Source organism: Bacillus sp. AFS059628 (assembly GCF_002571225.1).
Lineage (GTDB): Bacteria > Bacillota > Bacilli > Bacillales > Bacillaceae_G > Bacillus_A.
Genome location: NZ_NVEC01000017.1, coordinates 76,277 through 95,451, shown reverse-complemented (window position 1 = coordinate 95,451; position 19,175 = coordinate 76,277). Strand labels below are relative to the sequence as shown.

The 19,175-nt window shown below is 33.3% G+C and carries 14 protein-coding genes and 1 pseudogene; 11 read left to right on the top strand and 4 right to left on the bottom strand.

The genetic code is table 11. The features are described 5' to 3' along the window. The first annotated feature begins 1 nt into the window (after position 1). Both COL05_RS07680 and COL05_RS07675 read left to right on the top strand, forming a co-directional pair. Entirely contained in the window at positions 2-7,012 is a 7,011-nt protein-coding gene (locus tag COL05_RS07680) for a non-ribosomal peptide synthetase (protein ID WP_098668155.1), read from the top strand. Positions 7,013-7,067: 55 nt separating this feature from the next. Further along, positions 7,068-8,522, top strand: coding sequence for a pyridoxal phosphate-dependent decarboxylase family protein (locus COL05_RS07675; RefSeq protein ID WP_098668154.1), 1,455 nt, complete (start codon positions 7,068-7,070; stop codon positions 8,520-8,522). A 116-nt stretch (positions 8,523-8,638) separates the two neighbouring features. On the opposite strand, the gene COL05_RS07670 is transcribed toward COL05_RS07675, so the two are convergent. After that, the gene (locus COL05_RS07670) at positions 8,639-9,595 is read right to left on the bottom strand and encodes an alpha/beta hydrolase (protein ID WP_098668153.1); all 957 of its coding nucleotides are present in this window, start codon (positions 9,593-9,595) and stop codon (positions 8,639-8,641) included. A gap of 263 nt (positions 9,596-9,858) precedes the next feature. On the opposite strand from COL05_RS07670, the pseudogene COL05_RS07665 reads away from it, so the two are divergent. From COL05_RS07665 to COL05_RS07625, 8 genes and pseudogenes are all read left to right on the top strand, one after another. Then, positions 9,859-10,005: pseudogene (locus COL05_RS07665) on the top strand (ABC transporter permease); the annotation flags it as partial. A 592-nt stretch (positions 10,006-10,597) separates the two neighbouring features. Next, the gene (locus COL05_RS07655) at positions 10,598-11,197 is read left to right on the top strand and encodes an undecaprenyl-diphosphatase (RefSeq protein WP_098668152.1); all 600 of its coding nucleotides are present in this window, start codon (positions 10,598-10,600) and stop codon (positions 11,195-11,197) included. Between the two features lie 397 nt (positions 11,198-11,594). Then, on the top strand, positions 11,595-12,287 hold the full coding sequence (locus tag COL05_RS07650) for an HAD family hydrolase (protein WP_142337394.1): 693 nt from the start codon (positions 11,595-11,597) through the stop codon (positions 12,285-12,287). A gap of 200 nt (positions 12,288-12,487) precedes the next feature. Beyond that, a complete protein-coding gene (locus COL05_RS07645; RefSeq protein ID WP_098668150.1) occupies positions 12,488-12,856 on the top strand; it encodes a DUF4180 domain-containing protein in 369 nt (122 codons plus the stop codon). A gap of 108 nt (positions 12,857-12,964) precedes the next feature. Beyond that, entirely contained in the window at positions 12,965-13,468 is a 504-nt protein-coding gene (locus tag COL05_RS07640; RefSeq protein WP_142337390.1) for a MepB family protein, read from the top strand. 138 nt (positions 13,469-13,606) lie between these two features. After that, positions 13,607-14,374, top strand: coding sequence for an arylamine N-acetyltransferase family protein (locus COL05_RS07635; RefSeq protein WP_098668148.1), 768 nt, complete (start codon positions 13,607-13,609; stop codon positions 14,372-14,374). Positions 14,375-14,521: 147 nt separating this feature from the next. Then, entirely contained in the window at positions 14,522-15,175 is a 654-nt protein-coding gene (locus COL05_RS07630; RefSeq protein ID WP_098668147.1) for a YdeI/OmpD-associated family protein, read from the top strand. A 126-nt stretch (positions 15,176-15,301) separates the two neighbouring features. Continuing rightward, the gene (locus COL05_RS07625) at positions 15,302-16,417 is read left to right on the top strand and encodes an NAD(P)/FAD-dependent oxidoreductase (protein WP_098668146.1); all 1,116 of its coding nucleotides are present in this window, start codon (positions 15,302-15,304) and stop codon (positions 16,415-16,417) included. A 66-nt stretch (positions 16,418-16,483) separates the two neighbouring features. Here the strand turns inward: COL05_RS07625 and COL05_RS07620 are convergent, their stop codons facing one another. From COL05_RS07620 to COL05_RS07610, 3 genes are all read right to left on the bottom strand, one after another. Next, a complete protein-coding gene (locus COL05_RS07620; protein WP_098668145.1) occupies positions 16,484-16,663 on the bottom strand; it encodes a hypothetical protein in 180 nt (59 codons plus the stop codon). Between the two features lie 76 nt (positions 16,664-16,739). Next, a complete protein-coding gene (locus COL05_RS07615; protein ID WP_098668144.1) occupies positions 16,740-17,189 on the bottom strand; it encodes an NUDIX hydrolase in 450 nt (149 codons plus the stop codon). 38 nt (positions 17,190-17,227) lie between these two features. Then, on the bottom strand, positions 17,228-17,485 hold the full coding sequence (locus COL05_RS07610) for a hypothetical protein (protein ID WP_098668143.1): 258 nt from the start codon (positions 17,483-17,485) through the stop codon (positions 17,228-17,230). Positions 17,486-17,686: 201 nt separating this feature from the next. Between COL05_RS07610 and COL05_RS07605 the strand changes: the two genes are divergently transcribed. Further along, positions 17,687-19,117 (top strand): PQQ-dependent sugar dehydrogenase, encoded by a 1,431-nt coding sequence (locus COL05_RS07605; protein ID WP_098668142.1) that lies wholly within the window; start codon positions 17,687-17,689, stop codon positions 19,115-19,117. Positions 19,118-19,175 lie beyond the last annotated feature (58 nt).

Here is a 19,175-nt window from a genome sequence, read left to right as displayed (position 1 = left end):
AATGCACATTAAAGATCGAAGTTCGATTCATGAAAATAAAGAAGTAGAAGCGTTTTGGAAGGAGCAATTATCTTCTGAGGTTCTCGATTTTTCTGTATTTAATAGCAATTACCAACTAAATAAAGAAACACCTTGTGAGTACGTTCGAGTCATAGTGAATGTAGAGTTTAGTAAAAATATACAAAAAATAAGTAGGTCTCAAGATTTATTATTATTTAGCTGGTTTCAAGCCGCTTTAAGGGTTTGTTTGGCACATTATACAGATCAAGAAAGAATTACTATTGGTATTCCTATCATTGAAAAGAATCTTGAACAAAGTGAGAATCTTAATAAGTTGATTCCTTTAGGAAGTGAAATCCATCCGCATCACACCTTTAAACAATTAGTAAATGAGATTGAACAAACGACTTTATTCGGGTATGAAAATCAGGAGTATCCGCTCTCTGAATTATTAGTTAAACACAATTTAACTCCTTTTCAAATTGTAATCGGGATGGAAGGATTACATAATGAAAATTCGCTAGAAGAATACGCAGAGAATAATTTAGCCCTATGGATACGAAGAAAATGGAATGAAATACATAATGAATTTGAATTTCAAATTGCTTGCAAGTCCCATTCATTCTCTTCTTTGCAACAGTTTGCCAATTCGTATTGTTATGTTTTAAAACAAGTTTCACAAAACCCGAATTTGGCATTGAAAGATATTTGTATTATTGCAGAAGAAGAAAAAGAGTTGCTAGAAGGATTGAATACTTTTCAAACGGGCATAGACTTGTTTCAATCATTTCAAGATTTGTTTGAAGCGCAAGTATTAAAAACTCCAGATCAAATTGCTGTTGTTTGTAATGATCAATCTTTGACATATAGAGAATTGAATAAGAAAGCGAATCAATTGGCTTCTATTCTTCAAAGTAAAGGTGTTTCAAAAGAAAGTATTATTGGCGTTATGGTAGATCGGTCATTAGAAATGATTATTGGTATGATGGGAATTTTAAAAGCAGGTGCAGCATATTTACCAATTGATCCTAACTATCCAAATGAACGAATTGAATATATGTTACAAGATAGTCAAGCAAAATATTTACTTAGTAAGCGAACAGAGGAAGTATTGCCACAATTTGCGGGTGAAGTACTGTATCTTGATAAAGAATATCTTTTCCAAGGTGAAGAAAGTAATTTAGTACGAGAACATAATCCTAATGATTTGGCTTATGTTATTTACACATCAGGATCGACAGGAAATCCAAAAGGGGTAATGATAGAACAAAAATCTCTAGTTCATTTTTTAAATGTAATGAGAGAAAAAGTAAAGGATAATCAATCATTCTTGTTTCTTGCTAGTGTATCTTTTGATATTTCCTTGTTAGAAATATGTCTTCCTTTAACGCAAGGTTCAAAAGTAGTAATTGCTACAGAGGAGCAGTTTGCAACAAAAGAATTGGCTCATTTAGTCAAAAAACATAAGGTGGATTTATGGGAATCAACGCCATCGCGAATGGAAGTGATTTTGAGTGATCCAGAAGGGGCAAATTTTCTAAAAGATTTAAAATCTATTTTATTAGCAGGAGAAGCATTTTCCATTGATTTGGTTGAAAAAATTCGTTGTATCAGTGAAGCAACAATTTTAAATATTTATGGTCCCACAGAAACAACCATTTGCGCAACAGTGAAAGACTTAAGCACTTCCAAAGAAGTTACGATTGGCAAACCTAATCCGAATTATCATTCCTATATATTGAATAAGTATGGCCAATTAAAACCATTTGGAATTCCCGGTGAACTCTGCATTGCTGGCGTAGCGGTAGCACGAGGGTATCTTGGTAAAAATAAACTAACAGATGAAAAATTTGTACCGAGTCCTTTTAAGGCAGGAGAAATGATGTATCATACAGGTGATCTCGTTCGTTGGTTGCCTAATGGAGAACTTGAATATTTAGGTCGAATGGACCATCAAGTGAAAATTCGGGGGTATCGGATTGAATTAAGAGAAATCGAAACTCAATTAAGGGAATATCCAGAAGTAAACCAAGTTATCGTTGTTGATCAAGTGTATGGAAATAGGAAATTATTAGCTGCTTACTATGTATCCGATAGCAAAGTGTCTTTTGATGAAATCAGAAAATATTTAAGTGATAAATTACCTGAGTTTATGATTCCTGAAAAAATGATTCAGGTAGAAGAGATTCCATTGAATCCAAATGGAAAAGTGGATAGAAAAAGGTTATTGGATATAACACAAACGGATTATGTATCAATTCCATACGTTGCCCCGCGCAATGAAATTGAACAAAAATTAGTGCGTGCGTGGGAAAAAGTTATGGAGATTGAGGGAATCGGTATTCATGATAATTTTTTTGCATTAAAAGGAGAATCCATTAAAGCACTTCAGGTAATTAATTTACTAAGAAAAGACTGCTTAAAAATAAGTACAACAGATTTTTTTAAGCACCCTACAATCGCTCAACTGAGTTCTTGTGTAAAGTTAGAGCATAAAGAGGAAAACTTTGAAAGTAGACCAACTCATGTTAAAGAATTGTCTAAGCCATTTTCCTTAACAGAAGTTCAGACAGCGTATATGTTAGGACGGAATTCACAGTTTGAATTAAGTGGTATTTCACCTCAAACATATTTTGAATATGAAACAGCATTGGATATCAATCGTCTTTCAAAAAGTTTTCGAAAGGTAATTCATCGTCATCCAATGTTGCGAGCTGTAATTTTACCAGAGGGAAAACAGCAAATATTACAAAGCGTTCCTGATTACGAGATTGAAATAGTGAGTCTCATAGATTTAGATGATAGGAATCAAAATGCTCGCTTACAAGAAGAGCGTTCTCGAATGACTAACCATGTATTCCCTTTGGGGCAATGGCCTTTGTTTGAATTAAAAGCCTTTCTTTTAAAAGAAGACACGTATTTATTATGTTTTCGATACGATGCTTTATTAATGGACGGAGCAAGCATGAACATTGTTGGACAGGATTTGTTGCATTATTATTATAAACCAAATCAAAAATTAGAATCTCTATCTTTTGATTTTCAAGATTATATGTTTATCTATGATGAAATGGAACAAAGTGAAGAATATAAAACAGCAAAAGATTATTGGACAAGTAAGCTTCCTGACTTTCCGTTTGCACCTTCTTTGCTGTTAAAAAAGGATCCAGCAGAGATTGCTACTCCTAAATTCCAATCACTTACAAAAATCATGGACAATGAAAAATGGACAAAGCTACGAAAGTTAGCACAAGAGAAAGAGGTAACACCTTCCGCTCTACTTTGTACAATATATGGTGATGTGTTGGCATATTGGAGTAATCAACGTCGATTAGCAATTAATTTGACTGTATTTAACCGTTATCCAGTTCATGATGAAGTAGAACAGATTGTTGGAGATTTCACATCGCTTATTTTATTGGATGTTGATGTAAAACCAGAGCAAACTTTCTTTACTAGAGTAAAAGAAACGCAATCTACTTTATTAGATGGCCTTGAACATCGTCATTACGATGGAGTTAACTTTATTCGAGATTTTACTCGTTATCATCAAATGACGCCAAAAGCAGTTATGCCAATCGTTTTCACCTCGATGTTAGCAGGTGCAGGTGCTTTCTCTTGGGAACAACTTGGTTCTCTTCGCTATATTCATGCTCGGACTCCACAAGTGTATTTGGATAATGTAGTAATTGAAAAAAATGGAGAGTTATTAATTAGCTGGAACTATGTTGAAGAGTTGTTTGATGTTGATGTAATAGAAGCAATGTTTTCCCAATTTGTTGACTTATTGGAACAATTGGTGAAACAAAGCGATATAACATCTTTGCAGATGAAAGAATCGGATCAAACTTTAATTAAGCAATACAATGAAACAACAGAAAAAATACCTTCAACTACTCTGTATCAATTATTTACAGACCAAGTAAAACGTACACCGGATGAAGTAGCAGTGGTATTTGAACAAGAATGGTTAACATACTCGGAACTTCATAAACGCTCCAATCAAATTGCCCACTTCTTAAAAGAGCAAGGCATTGGTCTAGGTGACAAAGTGGGTCTTTTAGCAAAAAGGCGAGTTGACACAATTGTTAATATGTTAGGTATTTTAAAAGCAGGTGCCGCTTATGTTCCGATTGATCCCGATCATCCTTTAGATCGCCAAACATTTATTTTTAAAAATAGCTCATGCAAACTTTTATTAGAACCTAGTCTTTATGAAGAAAATCATTTGTCATTTTATACAACAGAAGATATGCCCGCTATTGCTGGTCCAGAAGATATTGCCTATATTATATACACTTCAGGAAGTACAGGGAAACCAAAAGGAGTAATTATTACTCACCAAGCGGTTACAAATACTATTCAAGACATAAATCAAAAATATGAGGTAAATGAAGATGATCGTATTATTGGTATCTCTTCCATGTGTTTTGACCTATCTGTATACGATATTTTTGGAGCTTTAAGCACAGGTGCAATGTTGGTAATGATTCGTGATCCAAGAGACATGCAAGAATTAATCCGCACTGTCGAACGTAGAGGGATTACAATTTGGAATACAGTGCCTGCAATCATGGATTTGGCATTGGATCAAGTAGGTTCTCATTTTGAACATTCTTCTTTACGTTTAGTTTTACATAGTGGAGATTGGATTCCGCTTTCTTTACCAGAAAAAATAAAACGACATTTTCCGATTGCAGAAGTAGTTTCACTAGGAGGGGCAACAGAAGCATCGATTTGGTCAATTTATTATCCGGTCAAACAGGTGGAATCACATTGGAATAGTATTCCATACGGGATGCCCTTGGCAAACCAAACGTATTATGTGTTGAACTATGAAAAGAAAATGTGCCCTGTTGGTGTAATTGGAGATTTATATATCGGGGGAGTTGGCCTTGCTAAAGGATATTTAAATGATGAAAAGAAAACAAATGAAGCGTTTGTGTCACATCCTGATTTTGGTCTTATATACAAAACAGGAGATTGTGGAAAAATGCATTCTGAGGGATATATTGAATTTTTAGGCCGCCAAGATTACCAAGTGAAAATTCAAGGATTTCGAGTAGAGTTAGAAGAAATCTCTCATTATCTTCTAACTTATAAACAAGTCGAACATGCTGTCGTAATTGATCAAACAGATGAGAACGGAATAAAATTTTTAGTTGCATATGTGGTAACTGAGCAAAATATTAGTACAACAGAACTACGAAAGCATTTGCGAGATCACTTGCCAGATTACATGATTCCTTCTTATTTTGTTTATTTGGGACAATTACCCTTGACTCCAAACGGGAAGTTAGATAGAAAAGCGCTCCCTACTCCAGAGAAACAAAAAAATGAAGTATTTATTGCTCCAAAAACTGAAATGGAAAAAATATTAACTAGTATTTGGCAAGAAGTACTCAAAATAGATCAAGTTGGAGTAAATGATCATTTCTTCGCCTTAGGTGGAGATTCGATAAAAGCGATTCAAGTGTCCGTCAGACTGTATCGACAAGGATTTGAGCTTGAACCAAAAAATCTATTTTCATTTCCTATATTAAGCGACATGGTTCAATTTGTTAAAAAGCTAGACCAGTTTTCAAGTTCACAAACAAATGATGTAAACATAATGAACGATAATAAAGCTACATTACTAAATGTTAAAGATAAACAACTTAATCAACATACACTTAACAAAATACAAGAAAAAATGCCGGATATAGAAATAGAACGTATTTACCCGTTAGCACCTTTCCAGGAAGTTATTTATGAGCATGCTACGAATGAACCTGATACAAATGCATATTTTGAACAAATAATTTGGGCACTTGAGGGGGAGTTGGATATTAAACTCTTTATTCAGTGTTTCCAACAATTAGTTGATCGTCATGATTCTTTAAGAACAATAATTGTGCAAGATGAACAAGCAAAACCTTGGCAAGCTGTTCTATATGATGTTCAAATAAATTCAGAAATAAAAAACTTGATTGAGATGACGAAACAAGAACAGCAAGAATTCCTAGACCAGTGGATGAGTGAAAATTTAAGTCAAGGATTCAAAAATGATGAACTCATGAACCGTCTCTGTATATTCCAACTAGGTAATAACGAGCATAAGGTGGTTTGGAGTTCGCATCATCTATTATGTGATGGTTGGAGCGTCAGCATTTTAATAGACGAATTATTCCAGCTCTATGAAACAAAAAATGCCGGAACTACGGCGGAGTTACCTATGGTAAAACCTTTTGAAACATTCATAGACTGGACTTTAGCACAAGACCATCAGAAAGCACGTCATTTTTGGCGGGATTATTTATCAGGATACAATCGAAAGACTAGTATTCCTAAAAAGAAAGTGCCAACTAAAAGTGAAGGGTTAAACTTCACTTTTATGGATTTAACCTTAGATAAGGATTTAACTAGTCAGTTACAGACATTTGTAACTAAAAACAATATAACTATGAATACAGCATTACTAGCTGTATGGGGATTATTGCTTGGCAAATACAATGGAACGAGAGAAGTAGTATTACCTAATCTCGTATCAGTTAGACCTCCTGAAGTAGAAGAAATTGAAAATATGTTCGGTCTATTCACAAATGTTTTACCTATCCGACTAGCATGGACAGAAACACAAACTTTTGTAGATTTCCTGCAAAAAGTACAACTAGAAACATTGAAATGTAATGAGTATGCATACTATTCATTTGTTGATATACAAAAGCAAAGTGAATTAAAAAATCAGTTGACTGACCATCTTTGGGTTTTTGAAAACTATCCAACTAACCAAGCTATCTTCTCTTCAAATGAAAACAGAAATTTTGCTATCACAGATTACGAAGTTGTTGATGAGCCGCATGTAAAGTATGGAATTATGTGCTTCCCTGAAGAGAAACTTACAATAAAGTTTGGATATGATCAAACCGTATATGAAGAAGCGAAAATACAAGAAATATTGAATCACATGCATCAGTTAATCAACATGATTCTTCAAAATCCAATACAAGCAATCGGTGATTACAAATTATAAAAAATGAAAAGGCGAGCAAGAACTCGCCTTTTTAAATAGAATAGGAGTAAACTATATGACAAAAAACTTGCAGTTATCAGCCGAAGAGATGCGTCAGTTAGGATATCAAGCGGTTGACCTGATTGTTGATCATATGAATCATTTAAAAAGTAAACCAGTTTCGGAAACAATTGATAGTAATATTTTTAGAGACAAGCTAATTGAAACGATTCCGGAAAAAGGATCTAACCCAAATGAGTTACTTCATTTTCTTAATAACAATGTGTTTAATCAAATTACTCATGTGGATCATCCTCATTTTATGGCTTTTGTGCCAGGTCCTAATAATTATGTTGGTGTAGTAGCAGATTTTTTAGCAAGTGGGTTTAATGTATTTCCTACAGCTTGGATAGTAGGTGCAGGTGCTGAACAAATTGAATTAACGACAATTAACTGGTTAAAATTAATGCTAGGATTCCCTGATTCAGCTGAAGGACTATTTGTCAGTGGCGGTTCTATGGCTAATTTGACTGCACTTACTGTAGCGAGACAGGTCAAGCTGAACAATGACATAGAAAATGCGGTTGTGTATTTCTCTAACCAAACTCATTTTTCTGTAGATCGAGCACTTAAAGTATTAGGTTTTAAACAGCATCAAATTTGCCGAATTGAGACAGATGAAGATTTAAAAATTTCAGTTAGTACTTTAAGAAAGCAATTAAAAGAAGATCGATTAAAAGGGAAAAAACCATTCTGTGTTATTGCGAATGCAGGGACAACGAATTGCGGAGCGGTGGACTCCCTCGATGAATTGGCTGATGTATGTGGTGATGAAGATATATGGCTACACGTGGATGGTGCTTATGGGGCTGCAGCAATTCTTAGTGAAAAAGGAAGGGAGTTGTTAAGCGGAATTCATCGTGCTGATTCTTTGACGTTAGACCCGCATAAATGGCTTTTTCAGCCTTATGATGTTGGTTGTGTACTCATTCAAAATAGCCAATATTTAAGTGAAACGTTCCGTATGATCCCGGAGTATATTAAGGATACGGAAACCAATATAGAAGAAAAAGTGAATTTTGGGGAGCGTGGAATTGAACTTTCTCGTAGATTTAGAGCATTAAAAGTATGGCTTTCTTTTAAAGCATTCGGAGTTACAGCTTTTCGTGAGGCAATTGATCATGGCATTATGCTAGCTGAACAAGTTGAAGAGTTTTTAAGGAAAGAAAAGGATTGGGAAGTAGTAACACCTGCCCAATTAGGAATTGTTACTTTTCGTTATATTCCATGTGAGCTAACATCTACAGATACAATTCATGAAATAAACAAAAAATTGGTGGAAGAAATTAATCAAAGAGGATTTGCTATGCTAAGTACGACTAGATTGAAAGAAAAAGTAGTAATTCGACTTTGCTCTATCAATCCAAGGACAACAATAGAAGAAATGCTTCAAATCATGATGAACATAAAAGCAGTAGCAGAGGAAATAAACACTTCGTCTAAACATCTTATATCTGTTTCTCAGCCTTGATATATTAGGTGGATTTTACATAGCAATAGCCGATTCTTATTTAGAATCGGCTATTGCTAATCGATAATAACACTCACAAATGTATGCTATTTATGAGTGTTTCTCTTGTAAAGATATTAAGCCTTAACCTTAGATACTCTTTTGAAACCAGTCTTTACTGCTTGTATCATTTCGTTCACAGCGTAAATAGATACATCAGCATTTGGATTTAATCCTTCAAACCAGTGATAGGCATTTGGATATAAATGAAATTCGACATCAACACCAGCTTGCGCTAGTTTGCTTACATAGGTTAATGTTTCACTGCGGAATGGATCTAATTGACCAACAAATGTGTAGGTATATGGCAAGTCGCTATAATCTTCAGCTCGAGAAGGCGCTGCATAGGCAGGGATTTGATCCATTCCATACATTTCTCCTAAATACATTTTCCAGCCAGCTTCATTTGCCTTTTGATTCCAAACAAACCCCTCTTTAATTTCATTGGCCGAAGGTGTATTATTTCGCTCATCAATCATTGGATAGAGTGGCATTTGTAAACAAATCGAAGGATATTTTCGATCTCGGGCTAATAATGATAATGCTGCTGTTAGCCCACCTCCAGCGCTTACTCCTGCAACCCCAATTCGATTCGAATCAATGTTTAATGACTCTGCATTATCAGCAATCCATTTTAAAGCTGCATAACAATCCTCGATTGGTGCTGGATAAGGATGTTCAGGAGCTAATCGATAGTCTACAGATACGACCACACAGCCAGCTTCTTTTGCAAACCTCATACAAGTATCATCGTTATCATCTATAGAACCTAAGATATAACCCCCACCATGTATCCATAATAAGACAGGTAAAGATTCATGATTTGATTTTGGACGGTAAATTCTTAATGGTAACGGATTAGCATCTGGTCCAACAATAACTTTATCTGTTAACGAAAGGGAGTCATCAACAACGGTGGGTGGTCTCATTTGGGCTATTCCTTCTCTGATTGATTGCAAGTTTTCCGGGCGTAAATCGAGATCCGGAAACATCTCTAATCCTTGTAATAATTCTGGATTTACTCTATTTTTCATTTTAGCACCTCTATTTGTAATTGTTTTCAAATAAATGAAGTGTATTCTAAGTAGTTTAATTGTGAAAGAACACCACAATTAAATTGTAAATTGAATATGTTATCACGGTCAACAGAATATTCAGAAATTAAAACCTTTCTCAAGAAGGAGTTTCACGCAACTAATAATATAAGTAGTGGATTTAGGAACAAAGCGTTTTCATGTCGTTGTACTTATGTACATTTAGTTTTCTAACTAAACCAAGTGATGATCTTTTTTATTTTAATGACATTTTAATGGAAAAAAGATTAGCGGAATTAAACAATTTGAAAGTAGGAGACAAAGTTAAAGTGCAATCAGAGGATAAGAAGGAAACCCTTGAAGTTGAAATTATCGGTATTTACGAAACGAATGAGCAAGCAATAGCTCAACATACCCTAAATTAGTGATTTGTTTATATCCTTTCTGAACACCGCTATCTGTGCATGTTCCTGTAAACCACCATACACCGCTGTATAAGGGCTCTTGCCAGTATAATAAGTATCAGGATTAAGCGCCGCTTTAGATTCTTCAGTAAACATGAAAAATGACAAAACTGTAAGAATGCCCGAATGTTTGTAAGAAAATTCGATGTTTTCCTTTTTATTTTTTTATTATAGTGAAAAAGAAGAAAGAAGAAGGAGATGTCATGCTCATGGTGATACTTATTTTTATGAAATTTTAAAAAAAGTGGGAGGGGCAGGAAGATGACGTCTTCTCAACTCGTGTTTATAAACGTTAGTCGAAATTTACGAAGGTATGCCGCTTATTTTTTAAGTGAAAACGTCATGTTAGAGGAAGAAAACAGTACACTCACATAGTTAAGAAGGAGTTAAGTCCCATTTAAACCTTTTTTCCCATAATAAAATTATAAGCGTACAAGAAGGTTGGTATTTTTAGATTAGTACAATAATCAAAACTATTCATGTAATGAAGGTATATGGCAATCAGTAAAACAACTTACTAAAACGGAGGGGTTTGAAAATGATTTATTCTCAATTTAATATTGATAGTTTTCGAGCAATTAATGATTTAGGTAAACACTATTCATTCCTAAACTCAACCATGATATTTTTGGCAGAGTATATGGTATATATTTTAGCTTTAATTATTTTAGCTTATTGGTTTACTGGACCCAGAAAAAGTAGGATGATGGTTATTCAAGCGATGGTTGCTTTTGTAATTGCTGAGGTAATTGGAAAAATAGCGGGAAAATTTCATCTGAATTATCAACCGTTTGCAGTATTGCCTGATGTGAATAAACTTGTCGACCATGCTGTAGATAATTCATTTCCTAGTGACCATACAATTCTCTTTTTTTCAATTTGCTTTTCGTTTTGGCTTGTTCGTAAAAAAACTGGATGGTTATGGTTTATACTTGCATTTTGTGTAGCGATCTCTCGTATTTGGGTAGGGGTTCATTATCCTTTTGATGTTGCAATAGGGGCTTTAATAGGATGTGTTTCAGCGGTGTTTTCTTATTGGTTAGTACCGAAATTTTCTTTTATCAAACAATTACTTACTCAATATGAAAGAGTAGAGGAACGTGTTTTACAATTAAAAAATAAATCAAAGGGATTTTGAGTATGGCCCTTTCTCATCCTCATTACTATTTTCCACAAGTTGAATGGATTCAGACATTCAATGCACATATCCATCCCCATAAAGACGAAAAGGAATGGATATGTCTAGGTAATAAAATAATTTATTACCTAGACATATGATCTAAATACTTTCCCGTAAACATTTTATAAGTATTGTTATTGCAGAATTAAACCTACAATCATAAGGCAAAAATATTGTATTTTTTTAAGATGTTTATAAGCTTATATAACAAGTCGAAATAGTGTGCTTTCACATTAAAGAACAAACAGAAAAGGACTTTCGATTTATCTCTTAGAATATTGTTCTTTACAAGTCCTTTGATATTAATTACTTTTTTGATCTCTACGGAAATATAGAAAGGGTGTGAAATTATATGATTGGTTACAAAGCAATGTTGTTTGATTTAGATGATACGTTACTTGATAGGGATAAGGCACTAGATAACTTATTTTTATTAGTTTTAGAAAAGTGTTATGAGGATGTTAGTGACACAGTTAAAAACACTATGTTACAGAAATTCAAAGAATACGATAAAAGGGAATACGGTATTAGCGATAAAACGATAGTTTTAGAATCATTATTTGATGAATTCGCGCCGAAATATAGATTGCCACACAATTACATCCAAGATTTTTGGAATAATAGTTTCCCTAGATGTTTTTCAATAGACCAAAATACTATTCATTTCTTAAATCAAATAAAGAAGCAATTTAAAGTTGGAATTATAACAAATGGCTCAACTCAGAGGCAAAAAGCTAAAATATTTAACACGAATTTAAATAGGTATTTTGAAACAATCATTATTTCTGAAGAAGTGGGATTTAGTAAACCTGATAAACGTATATTCGAACTAGCATTAAATAAGCTAAATTTACAGCCGGAAAATACTTTATTTGTTGGGGATGACTTAGAAAAGGATATTGCTGGTCCTCAAAATGCAAATATAAAAGGTGTGTGGTTTAACCCTCAGAAAATCAAGAATACTACCCAAATACAACCATATGCCGAGATTAACACTTTGGATAGTTTGTTAAGTTATGTTACTCCACAACATTTTTATAACAAGTAAAAGCAATTTCATATATATATTCAAAAATATAAAAAAGAGAAACTATCATTAATTTCATTGACCGTATTAATAATAAAAAATATATATTTACAAAAAAATAGAAGCGATTTTAATAGCTGCGGCTAATTTAATCTATGATTAATACGAAGTTTTGTAAAACAATTTTACTTATACTGTGTAAATTATAAAGGGGTGGGACTATGGAGGTAAAGAAAGTAGTAATCGATGGAATCAATATTGCGGTCATTAGAAACGATAAGGTATTAATATCGGATGTTCAGTCTGCATTAGATACTATGGCAACAGTTCAATATGAGGTAGATGCGAAACATATTATTATCCCAAAATCTTTAATAAGCGAAGACTTCTTTGATTTAAAGACACGTCTTGCGGGCGATATTCTTCAAAAGTTTATAAACTACAAGGTAAAGTTTGCTATTGTTGGAGATTTCTCTATGTATACTAGTAAAAGCTTAAAGGATTTTATTTATGAATGTAATAAAGGTAGAGATATTTTTTACTTATCAACTGAACAACAAGCAATTGAAAAACTAAGTACATTAAAGTAATAATTATATCCTGCTAAATTCCCTCATTTCACTTAGTTCATGATTATATACGATATAGAAGAACTGACGTTTGTGATAAACTAAGAAATGAATAAAGGGGGAGTTTTCTTGAACAAATTTAATGATATAATCCGAAATTTAAACAATATAATTTACAAACCTAACAAATTAATAATCACGAATCTAAAAGAAGAACAGCAAAACGCTGAATATGCGGGATGTTTATTTCATTTAAATCATAAAAGTATTCGTTTTAGAATATCAAAAATTACCCCGAATAAAATTGGGCAATTCGTTTCTTTTTGGGAGAAAGATGACAATATGCATAATCAAGCATTTTTTTATGACACTGCTCCTGACCTTTTAGTTATCACTTGTATAGATAAAAATAAACTAGGACAATTTATTTTCCCTAAAGAAATTCTTCTTAAAGAAAAAATATTAAAAACACAAAGTCAAAAAGGGAAGATGGCTATGAGAGTGTATCCAATTTGGGATACCCCTGAGAACAACCAAGCGAAAAAGAGCCAAATGTGGCAACTTCAATATTTTGTTGATTTAAGCAATCATAATAATTTACCTACAGATAAACTATTACATTTGTATTCGTAGCTTCTTGTTTTAAGTAACCTTGTGAGTTAGACTTTTTGTACCGGTACAGTTAAACGAAATGTACATTGTTTCAGTACCCCATCAAATTTACAATCAGCATATACTATTTTAACTTATACATGTTAAGGGGTGCTGATTATGACAAGTCTAAAAGAAAAGATGTTTACAAGGTTGAAACTTGCAAACCGTACTGAAGTGAGATTTGAAGAATTAAATTCAATTCTCTTTGCATTTGCACACACTATACCATTTGAGAATTTAGATGTTATAGCACGTAATGCGAATACAATTACTATGGAAAATTTACAGAATAAAATTTTAACTACATCCCGCGGCGGACTTTGTTATGAATTAAATACTCTTTTTTACTACTTTTTAAAAGAGTGTGGTTATGATGTACAACTTGTCCTTGGAACCGTATATAAAAATGATATAAACACATGGGCACTTGAAGATGGACATATAACGATTATTTTAAATTACGCTAACGAACGATACTTAATTGATGTAGGTATTGCTTCATTAGTACCTTTAATCCCCGTACCTTTTACTGGAGAGTCTGTTTCCTCTAAAAATGGTTCGTATCGAGTGAAAAAACGAGACACAAGTAAAGGAAATTACGTTTTAGAAAGAAAAGATACGAATGGAGATTGGAAAGTTTGTCATGCTTTTTATAATCGTATCATCGATGAAGTAGTAGTGAACGATGTTCAAAAAAGAGTAATAGAAGATGAGAAATCTGTTTTTAATAAGGGACCAATTGCGGTGAAATTGACGGACTATGGCCATATCTCTTTAACGAATACTAGTTTAACTGAAATGATTCGTGAGGAAAAAGCGAAACGTGTAATTACAGAAGATCAATATAGGGAGTTTTTATATACTTTATTTGCTATTGAGTTATGATGAAACGAATAGCTAGCCGATTCTTATACAGAATCGGCTATTTTACTAATTTTGATTTAAAGCAACTATTAAAGTTTAATTTTCTTAATAGATATAATACACTAGAACAGTATGAACAATGAATTTTGAATGTAAAGGAAGATTTTTATGTCAATTATTGATAAATTGAAACTTAATAAGTATTCAAATATGGTCGTGATTAATGAACCTAGTGATTATGACATTTTTACAGGAAAAGAAACTGCATTTTCCAAAGATCATGATGCCATTTTTATTTTTGTAGAAACACTTGATGAAATGGTGAAACAAATGAATTTTATTATTAGTAATGAAGAATTACTAATTGAAAAAGGCTACATATTCTTCGCGTATCCGAAAAAAGGTAATTCTCGTTATAGTACGTTTATTCACCGTGATGAGATGTTTCCTGCATTAAGCGTTGGCGAAGATGGGTATGTAGGACAGAGTGATATTAAATTTGCACGAATGGTAAGTATGGATGATATCTTTACTGTTGTAGGCTTAAAGCGTGAAAAGAAAAAAGAGAAGAAAACGCCTGCTATGAGTCAATGTGTTGCTGATTATGCAGATCGTATTAAAGATGTGGAAGCATTATTGGTTAATCATCCGAATGAACTTACGTTTTATCAAAGTTTAACACCTGGATATCAAAAAGATTGGGCACGTAATTTATTTTCTGTAAAACAAGAAAAAACACGTGAAAAACGTCTTGAGAAAATGATTGAAATTCTTTCACAAGGATATAAAACAATTGAATTATTCCGTAAGAAGAAAAAATAATGACTAGGAAAGTCACAATGATGCAACAATTAATTATGCTTAGCACATTGAAAAAAGGATTCCTTTCAGTATACTAAAGTATGTTCTTATATTTAAATAATTAGCAAAAGAGAAAAGGTGTTTAAAATGAAATCGTATATTGTAGTTGGAGCCGGTATTTTAGGAGCGTCTACTGCTTATCATCTTGCTAAAGCAGGTGTGAATGTTACTATCGTGGATCGTCAACAACTAGGTCAAGCAACTGATGCAGCGGCTGGTATTGTATGTCCATGGCTTTCACAGCGTCGTAATAAAGCGTGGTATAAAATTGCTAAAGGCGGTGCACGTTACTATTCTTCTTTAATTCAGCAATTAGAAGAAGACGGTGAAACGGATACAGGATACAAGCGTGTAGGTGCAATTAGTTTACATATTGATGAGAAAAAGTTAGATAAAATGGAAGAACGAGCTTATAAACGACGTGAAGATGCACCAGAGATTGGAGAAATTACACGTTTATCAGCTGAAGAAACGAAAAAATTATTCCCAGCATTATCAGAAGAATATAGTTCTGTTCATATTAGTGGCGCTGCACGAGTAAACGGAAGATCATTGCGTAACGCATTAATAAGTGCTGCGAAAAAACATGGTGCAACTTTTATAAAAGGAGATGCAGTATTAGTCCGTGAAGGTAATCATATTACTGGAGTTAAAGTAAATGACGAAACAATGGTAGCGGAAAAGGTAATTGTAACTGCAGGGGCATGGGCGAATGAAATCTTGAATCCATTAGGAATCAATTTCTTAGTTACGTTCCAAAAAGGACAAATTGTTCATTTGCAAACGGAAAATACAGCAACCGAAAATATGCCAGTTGTTATGCCGCCAAACGATCAATACATTTTAACGTTTGACAATGGTCATGTCGTAATTGGTGCTACTCATGAAAACGAAACTGGCTTCGATCATCGTATAACAGCAGGTGGTTTACATGAAGTATTCCATAAAGCATTAACGGTTGCACCTGGTTTAGAAGATGGTACTATGCTTGAAACGAGAGTTGGATTTAGACCGTTTACTCCAGGGTTCTTACCTGTTATCGGACCACTTCCTAACTTCGACGGTATTCTTGTAGCAAACGGATTAGGAGCTTCAGGTTTAACAGCTGGTCCATATTTAGGTTCAGAACTTGCTAAATTAGCACTCGGACAACCAATTGAATTAGATTTAAACGATTATGACGTTGCTGGTGCAATTGAATAATAAAAAAGATTAGGATTTGCTCCTAATCTTTTTTATTTATAGATAATTTTGTTAGTTAAATCATAATTAGTTCCAAAACGGGATGTTTTGAATGAATGAAATCGTTAAAATAAGAGTTGATAGAGAACCAGCAGATAATAAAGTTACTATTTTTCGCCCATTTTGTTCTTTTGAAGGTTTTATTAGTTCTGTAATTAACACAATCCAAATTATTATAGATACTATCGATATAATATTTAAGGACATATATAACACCTACCTTTTTAAAATACAAATACCAAGGGGAAAATAATAGTTTGAAGTTGTTTAATTCTTGTTTTATTTAATACTTTAATTGCTTTAATAATCTTTTGTTTAATTCCCATAATGCTGTTTTGTTACTATCCCACTTTAAAAGCGTTACTGCTTCCTCAAAACATAACCACTTGTAATTGAAGTGTTCTTTGGATAATGAAATGTTTTTTGTAGAAACTTGAACTCCAAAAGAAAATTCTTTTATTACATAAACATCATCTCCCCAAAGAAATTCTCCAACTACATCTTCTACTGGTAGTGAAGACACAGAATCTAATTGTATATAAGGAAATTCTCTTAAAATACCAGCCTCTTCAAACGCTTCCCGTTTTGCTGATTCAATAGGAGTCTCACCATCTTCTCCACCACCAGCAATTCCTTGCCAATAACCATAATCACTTCGGTTAAAAATAGCGTATTGAATAGAATCTTCATTTATTATATAAGGAAATATTAATACTTGATATGGCGCTCTCATTGTATAACCTCTTCCTAAAAATAAGCTTTAAATAAATGTTAATTATTATATAGAGTGGGTGTTCTTTTGAATATAAACACCACGGATAAAATAAAGATTATAGCCTTCAAACTTCCCCAATACGGATATACAGCATGATCCGTTAAACTAGCATATTGAAAGATATTCTCTAAACCGAAAATTCCTATCATGACTGCTAAGAGGAATGAAGCTGATCCGTATGTTCCATTGCGATAGAGGGTAAACAAGTATATTGCACATATAAGTGGTACGATGATTTGTAGTAGGATTGCCATGGATTGTCCCCCTAATTTATATTTTATAGTTATATCATATCAAGAAATGTAATAAAAAGGAATGTAAGTTAATTGATGCTAAGGAGAAGACAGGCTTGTACGAACAGAGATATTGCGACTTCATGGCTATAGTTTTGATACTAATTAATCTACTCTAATCATATTCTTCTATATAAAAGATATAAAAAGGGGGGAAGTTAATTGACAAACGTTAAGATTCGTTTACGGCCCATCGTTCATAACTTAAATTTACCGACTGTAATAAAAACAGCTATACTTCCAGGTGAAACGACCGAAAGGCTATTTATCGCAACTCAATTAGGAGAAGTTTTTTACATAGGAGACGGAGATATAAAGACATTTTTAAATATTCGTCACAGAATTATTAAATTAGGTACATTTGAAGAAGGTGTTGCTAGTAGCGGTTATGATGAACGCGGCTTACTAGGACTAGCGTTTCATCCGCAATTTAATCATAATGGCTTATTTTATCTTCATTATTCAGTAGCCGGGACTCAAGGACCAGGAGCGCTTTCAAAACAATTTAAACCGAATCCTTGTGACAAAAAAACTTTAAACTTAAAGTGGACAAATAGAGATACTCAATATGATCATATCGATACAATTGAAGAATGGATTTTACAATCAAACGGTAAACCTCAAAAAAGAAGAATTTTACTTAATATAAGAAGACCATTTTTTAATCATAACGGCGTAAACAGCTTAAACTTTTCACCTGAGACTGGAAAACTTGTTTTTACAAATGGAGATGGTGGTTCAGGCTATGATCCGTTTAATTTAAGTCAGGATGATTTAGAAATAGCGGGTAAAATAATTGAAATCGATGTAAGTAGAGATACATTCATAACCAATCCTCCAGTAGTTACACGCTTTAATGAACTTCCTTTATCTATACAAGAAACACTTACAGTCATTGCAAAAGGCGTACGTAATATAACAGGTATTTCATTTCAGAGGTTTTATAATCAACATATCAAATATACTGGTAATGTCGGACAGGATATTGTAGAGTCTATTTTTTCTTTTGTTCAATATAAACCAATACCAGTTACCGAACTTGTCCAAACTCATTTAATGAGAGTTACTCTCGATCAATATGGATTCATTAATTTTGGTTGGAGAGGATGGGAAGGAGAATTACCAACTTCTTTTATAAGGCACTGTTCTGAGAATCCAACTTTAGATGAGAGAATAATGGCTTATTATAATGAAACTATAGAAACATCAGTACAGCGTATACAGCCTCTAATTAGTTATTATCATAAAGATTCCAGACCAGATAAATTTGACGGAACTTCACTTACTGGTGTTCAGCCGTATATGGGAACTGCAATTCCTAGTTTGACTGGTAGTATTGTGTTTACTGATCTTGCTAAAAAAGAAAAATCGCAGTCTCTAGTAAAAGGTGCGTTAGCATATTCTAGAGCTGGTACGCATGGTAAACATAATGACTTTCATGTTATTGAAACCCATTATGATTTCGGTGAGCAGGCAGCTTATTTTATGAGTTTAGGAACAAATTTAGATCAAACTAGATTATATTTAGGGGTTTACGGTTCTATGAAAGTAACGGATTTGAACAAAGGTACTATTTTTGAAATCGTTCCTTAATATGATAGACACTCTCGGAATTATTCATTATATAATCGTCCACTGAATAATTAGATAT

Bases quoted from the DNA above. Each gene is read 5' to 3' on its own strand.
- COL05_RS07680 (WP_098668155.1), top strand. From the start codon at position 2: ATGCACATTAAAGATCGAAGTTCGATTCATGAAAATAAAGAAGTAGAA.
- COL05_RS07620 (WP_098668145.1), bottom strand. From the start codon at position 16,663: ATGTCCTTAAATATTATATCGATAGTATCTATAATAATTTGGATTGTG.
- COL05_RS07630 (WP_098668147.1), top strand. From the start codon at position 14,522: ATGTCAATTATTGATAAATTGAAACTTAATAAGTATTCAAATATGGTC.
- COL05_RS07645 (WP_098668150.1), top strand. From the start codon at position 12,488: ATGGAGGTAAAGAAAGTAGTAATCGATGGAATCAATATTGCGGTCATT.
- COL05_RS07635 (WP_098668148.1), top strand. From the start codon at position 13,607: ATGACAAGTCTAAAAGAAAAGATGTTTACAAGGTTGAAACTTGCAAAC.
- COL05_RS07615 (WP_098668144.1), bottom strand. From the start codon at position 17,189: ATGAGAGCGCCATATCAAGTATTAATATTTCCTTATATAATAAATGAA.
- COL05_RS07655 (WP_098668152.1), top strand. From the start codon at position 10,598: ATGATTTATTCTCAATTTAATATTGATAGTTTTCGAGCAATTAATGAT.
- COL05_RS07675 (WP_098668154.1), top strand. From the start codon at position 7,068: ATGACAAAAAACTTGCAGTTATCAGCCGAAGAGATGCGTCAGTTAGGA.
- COL05_RS07670 (WP_098668153.1), bottom strand. From the start codon at position 9,595: ATGAAAAATAGAGTAAATCCAGAATTATTACAAGGATTAGAGATGTTT.
- COL05_RS07610 (WP_098668143.1), bottom strand. From the start codon at position 17,485: ATGGCAATCCTACTACAAATCATCGTACCACTTATATGTGCAATATAC.
- COL05_RS07625 (WP_098668146.1), top strand. From the start codon at position 15,302: ATGAAATCGTATATTGTAGTTGGAGCCGGTATTTTAGGAGCGTCTACT.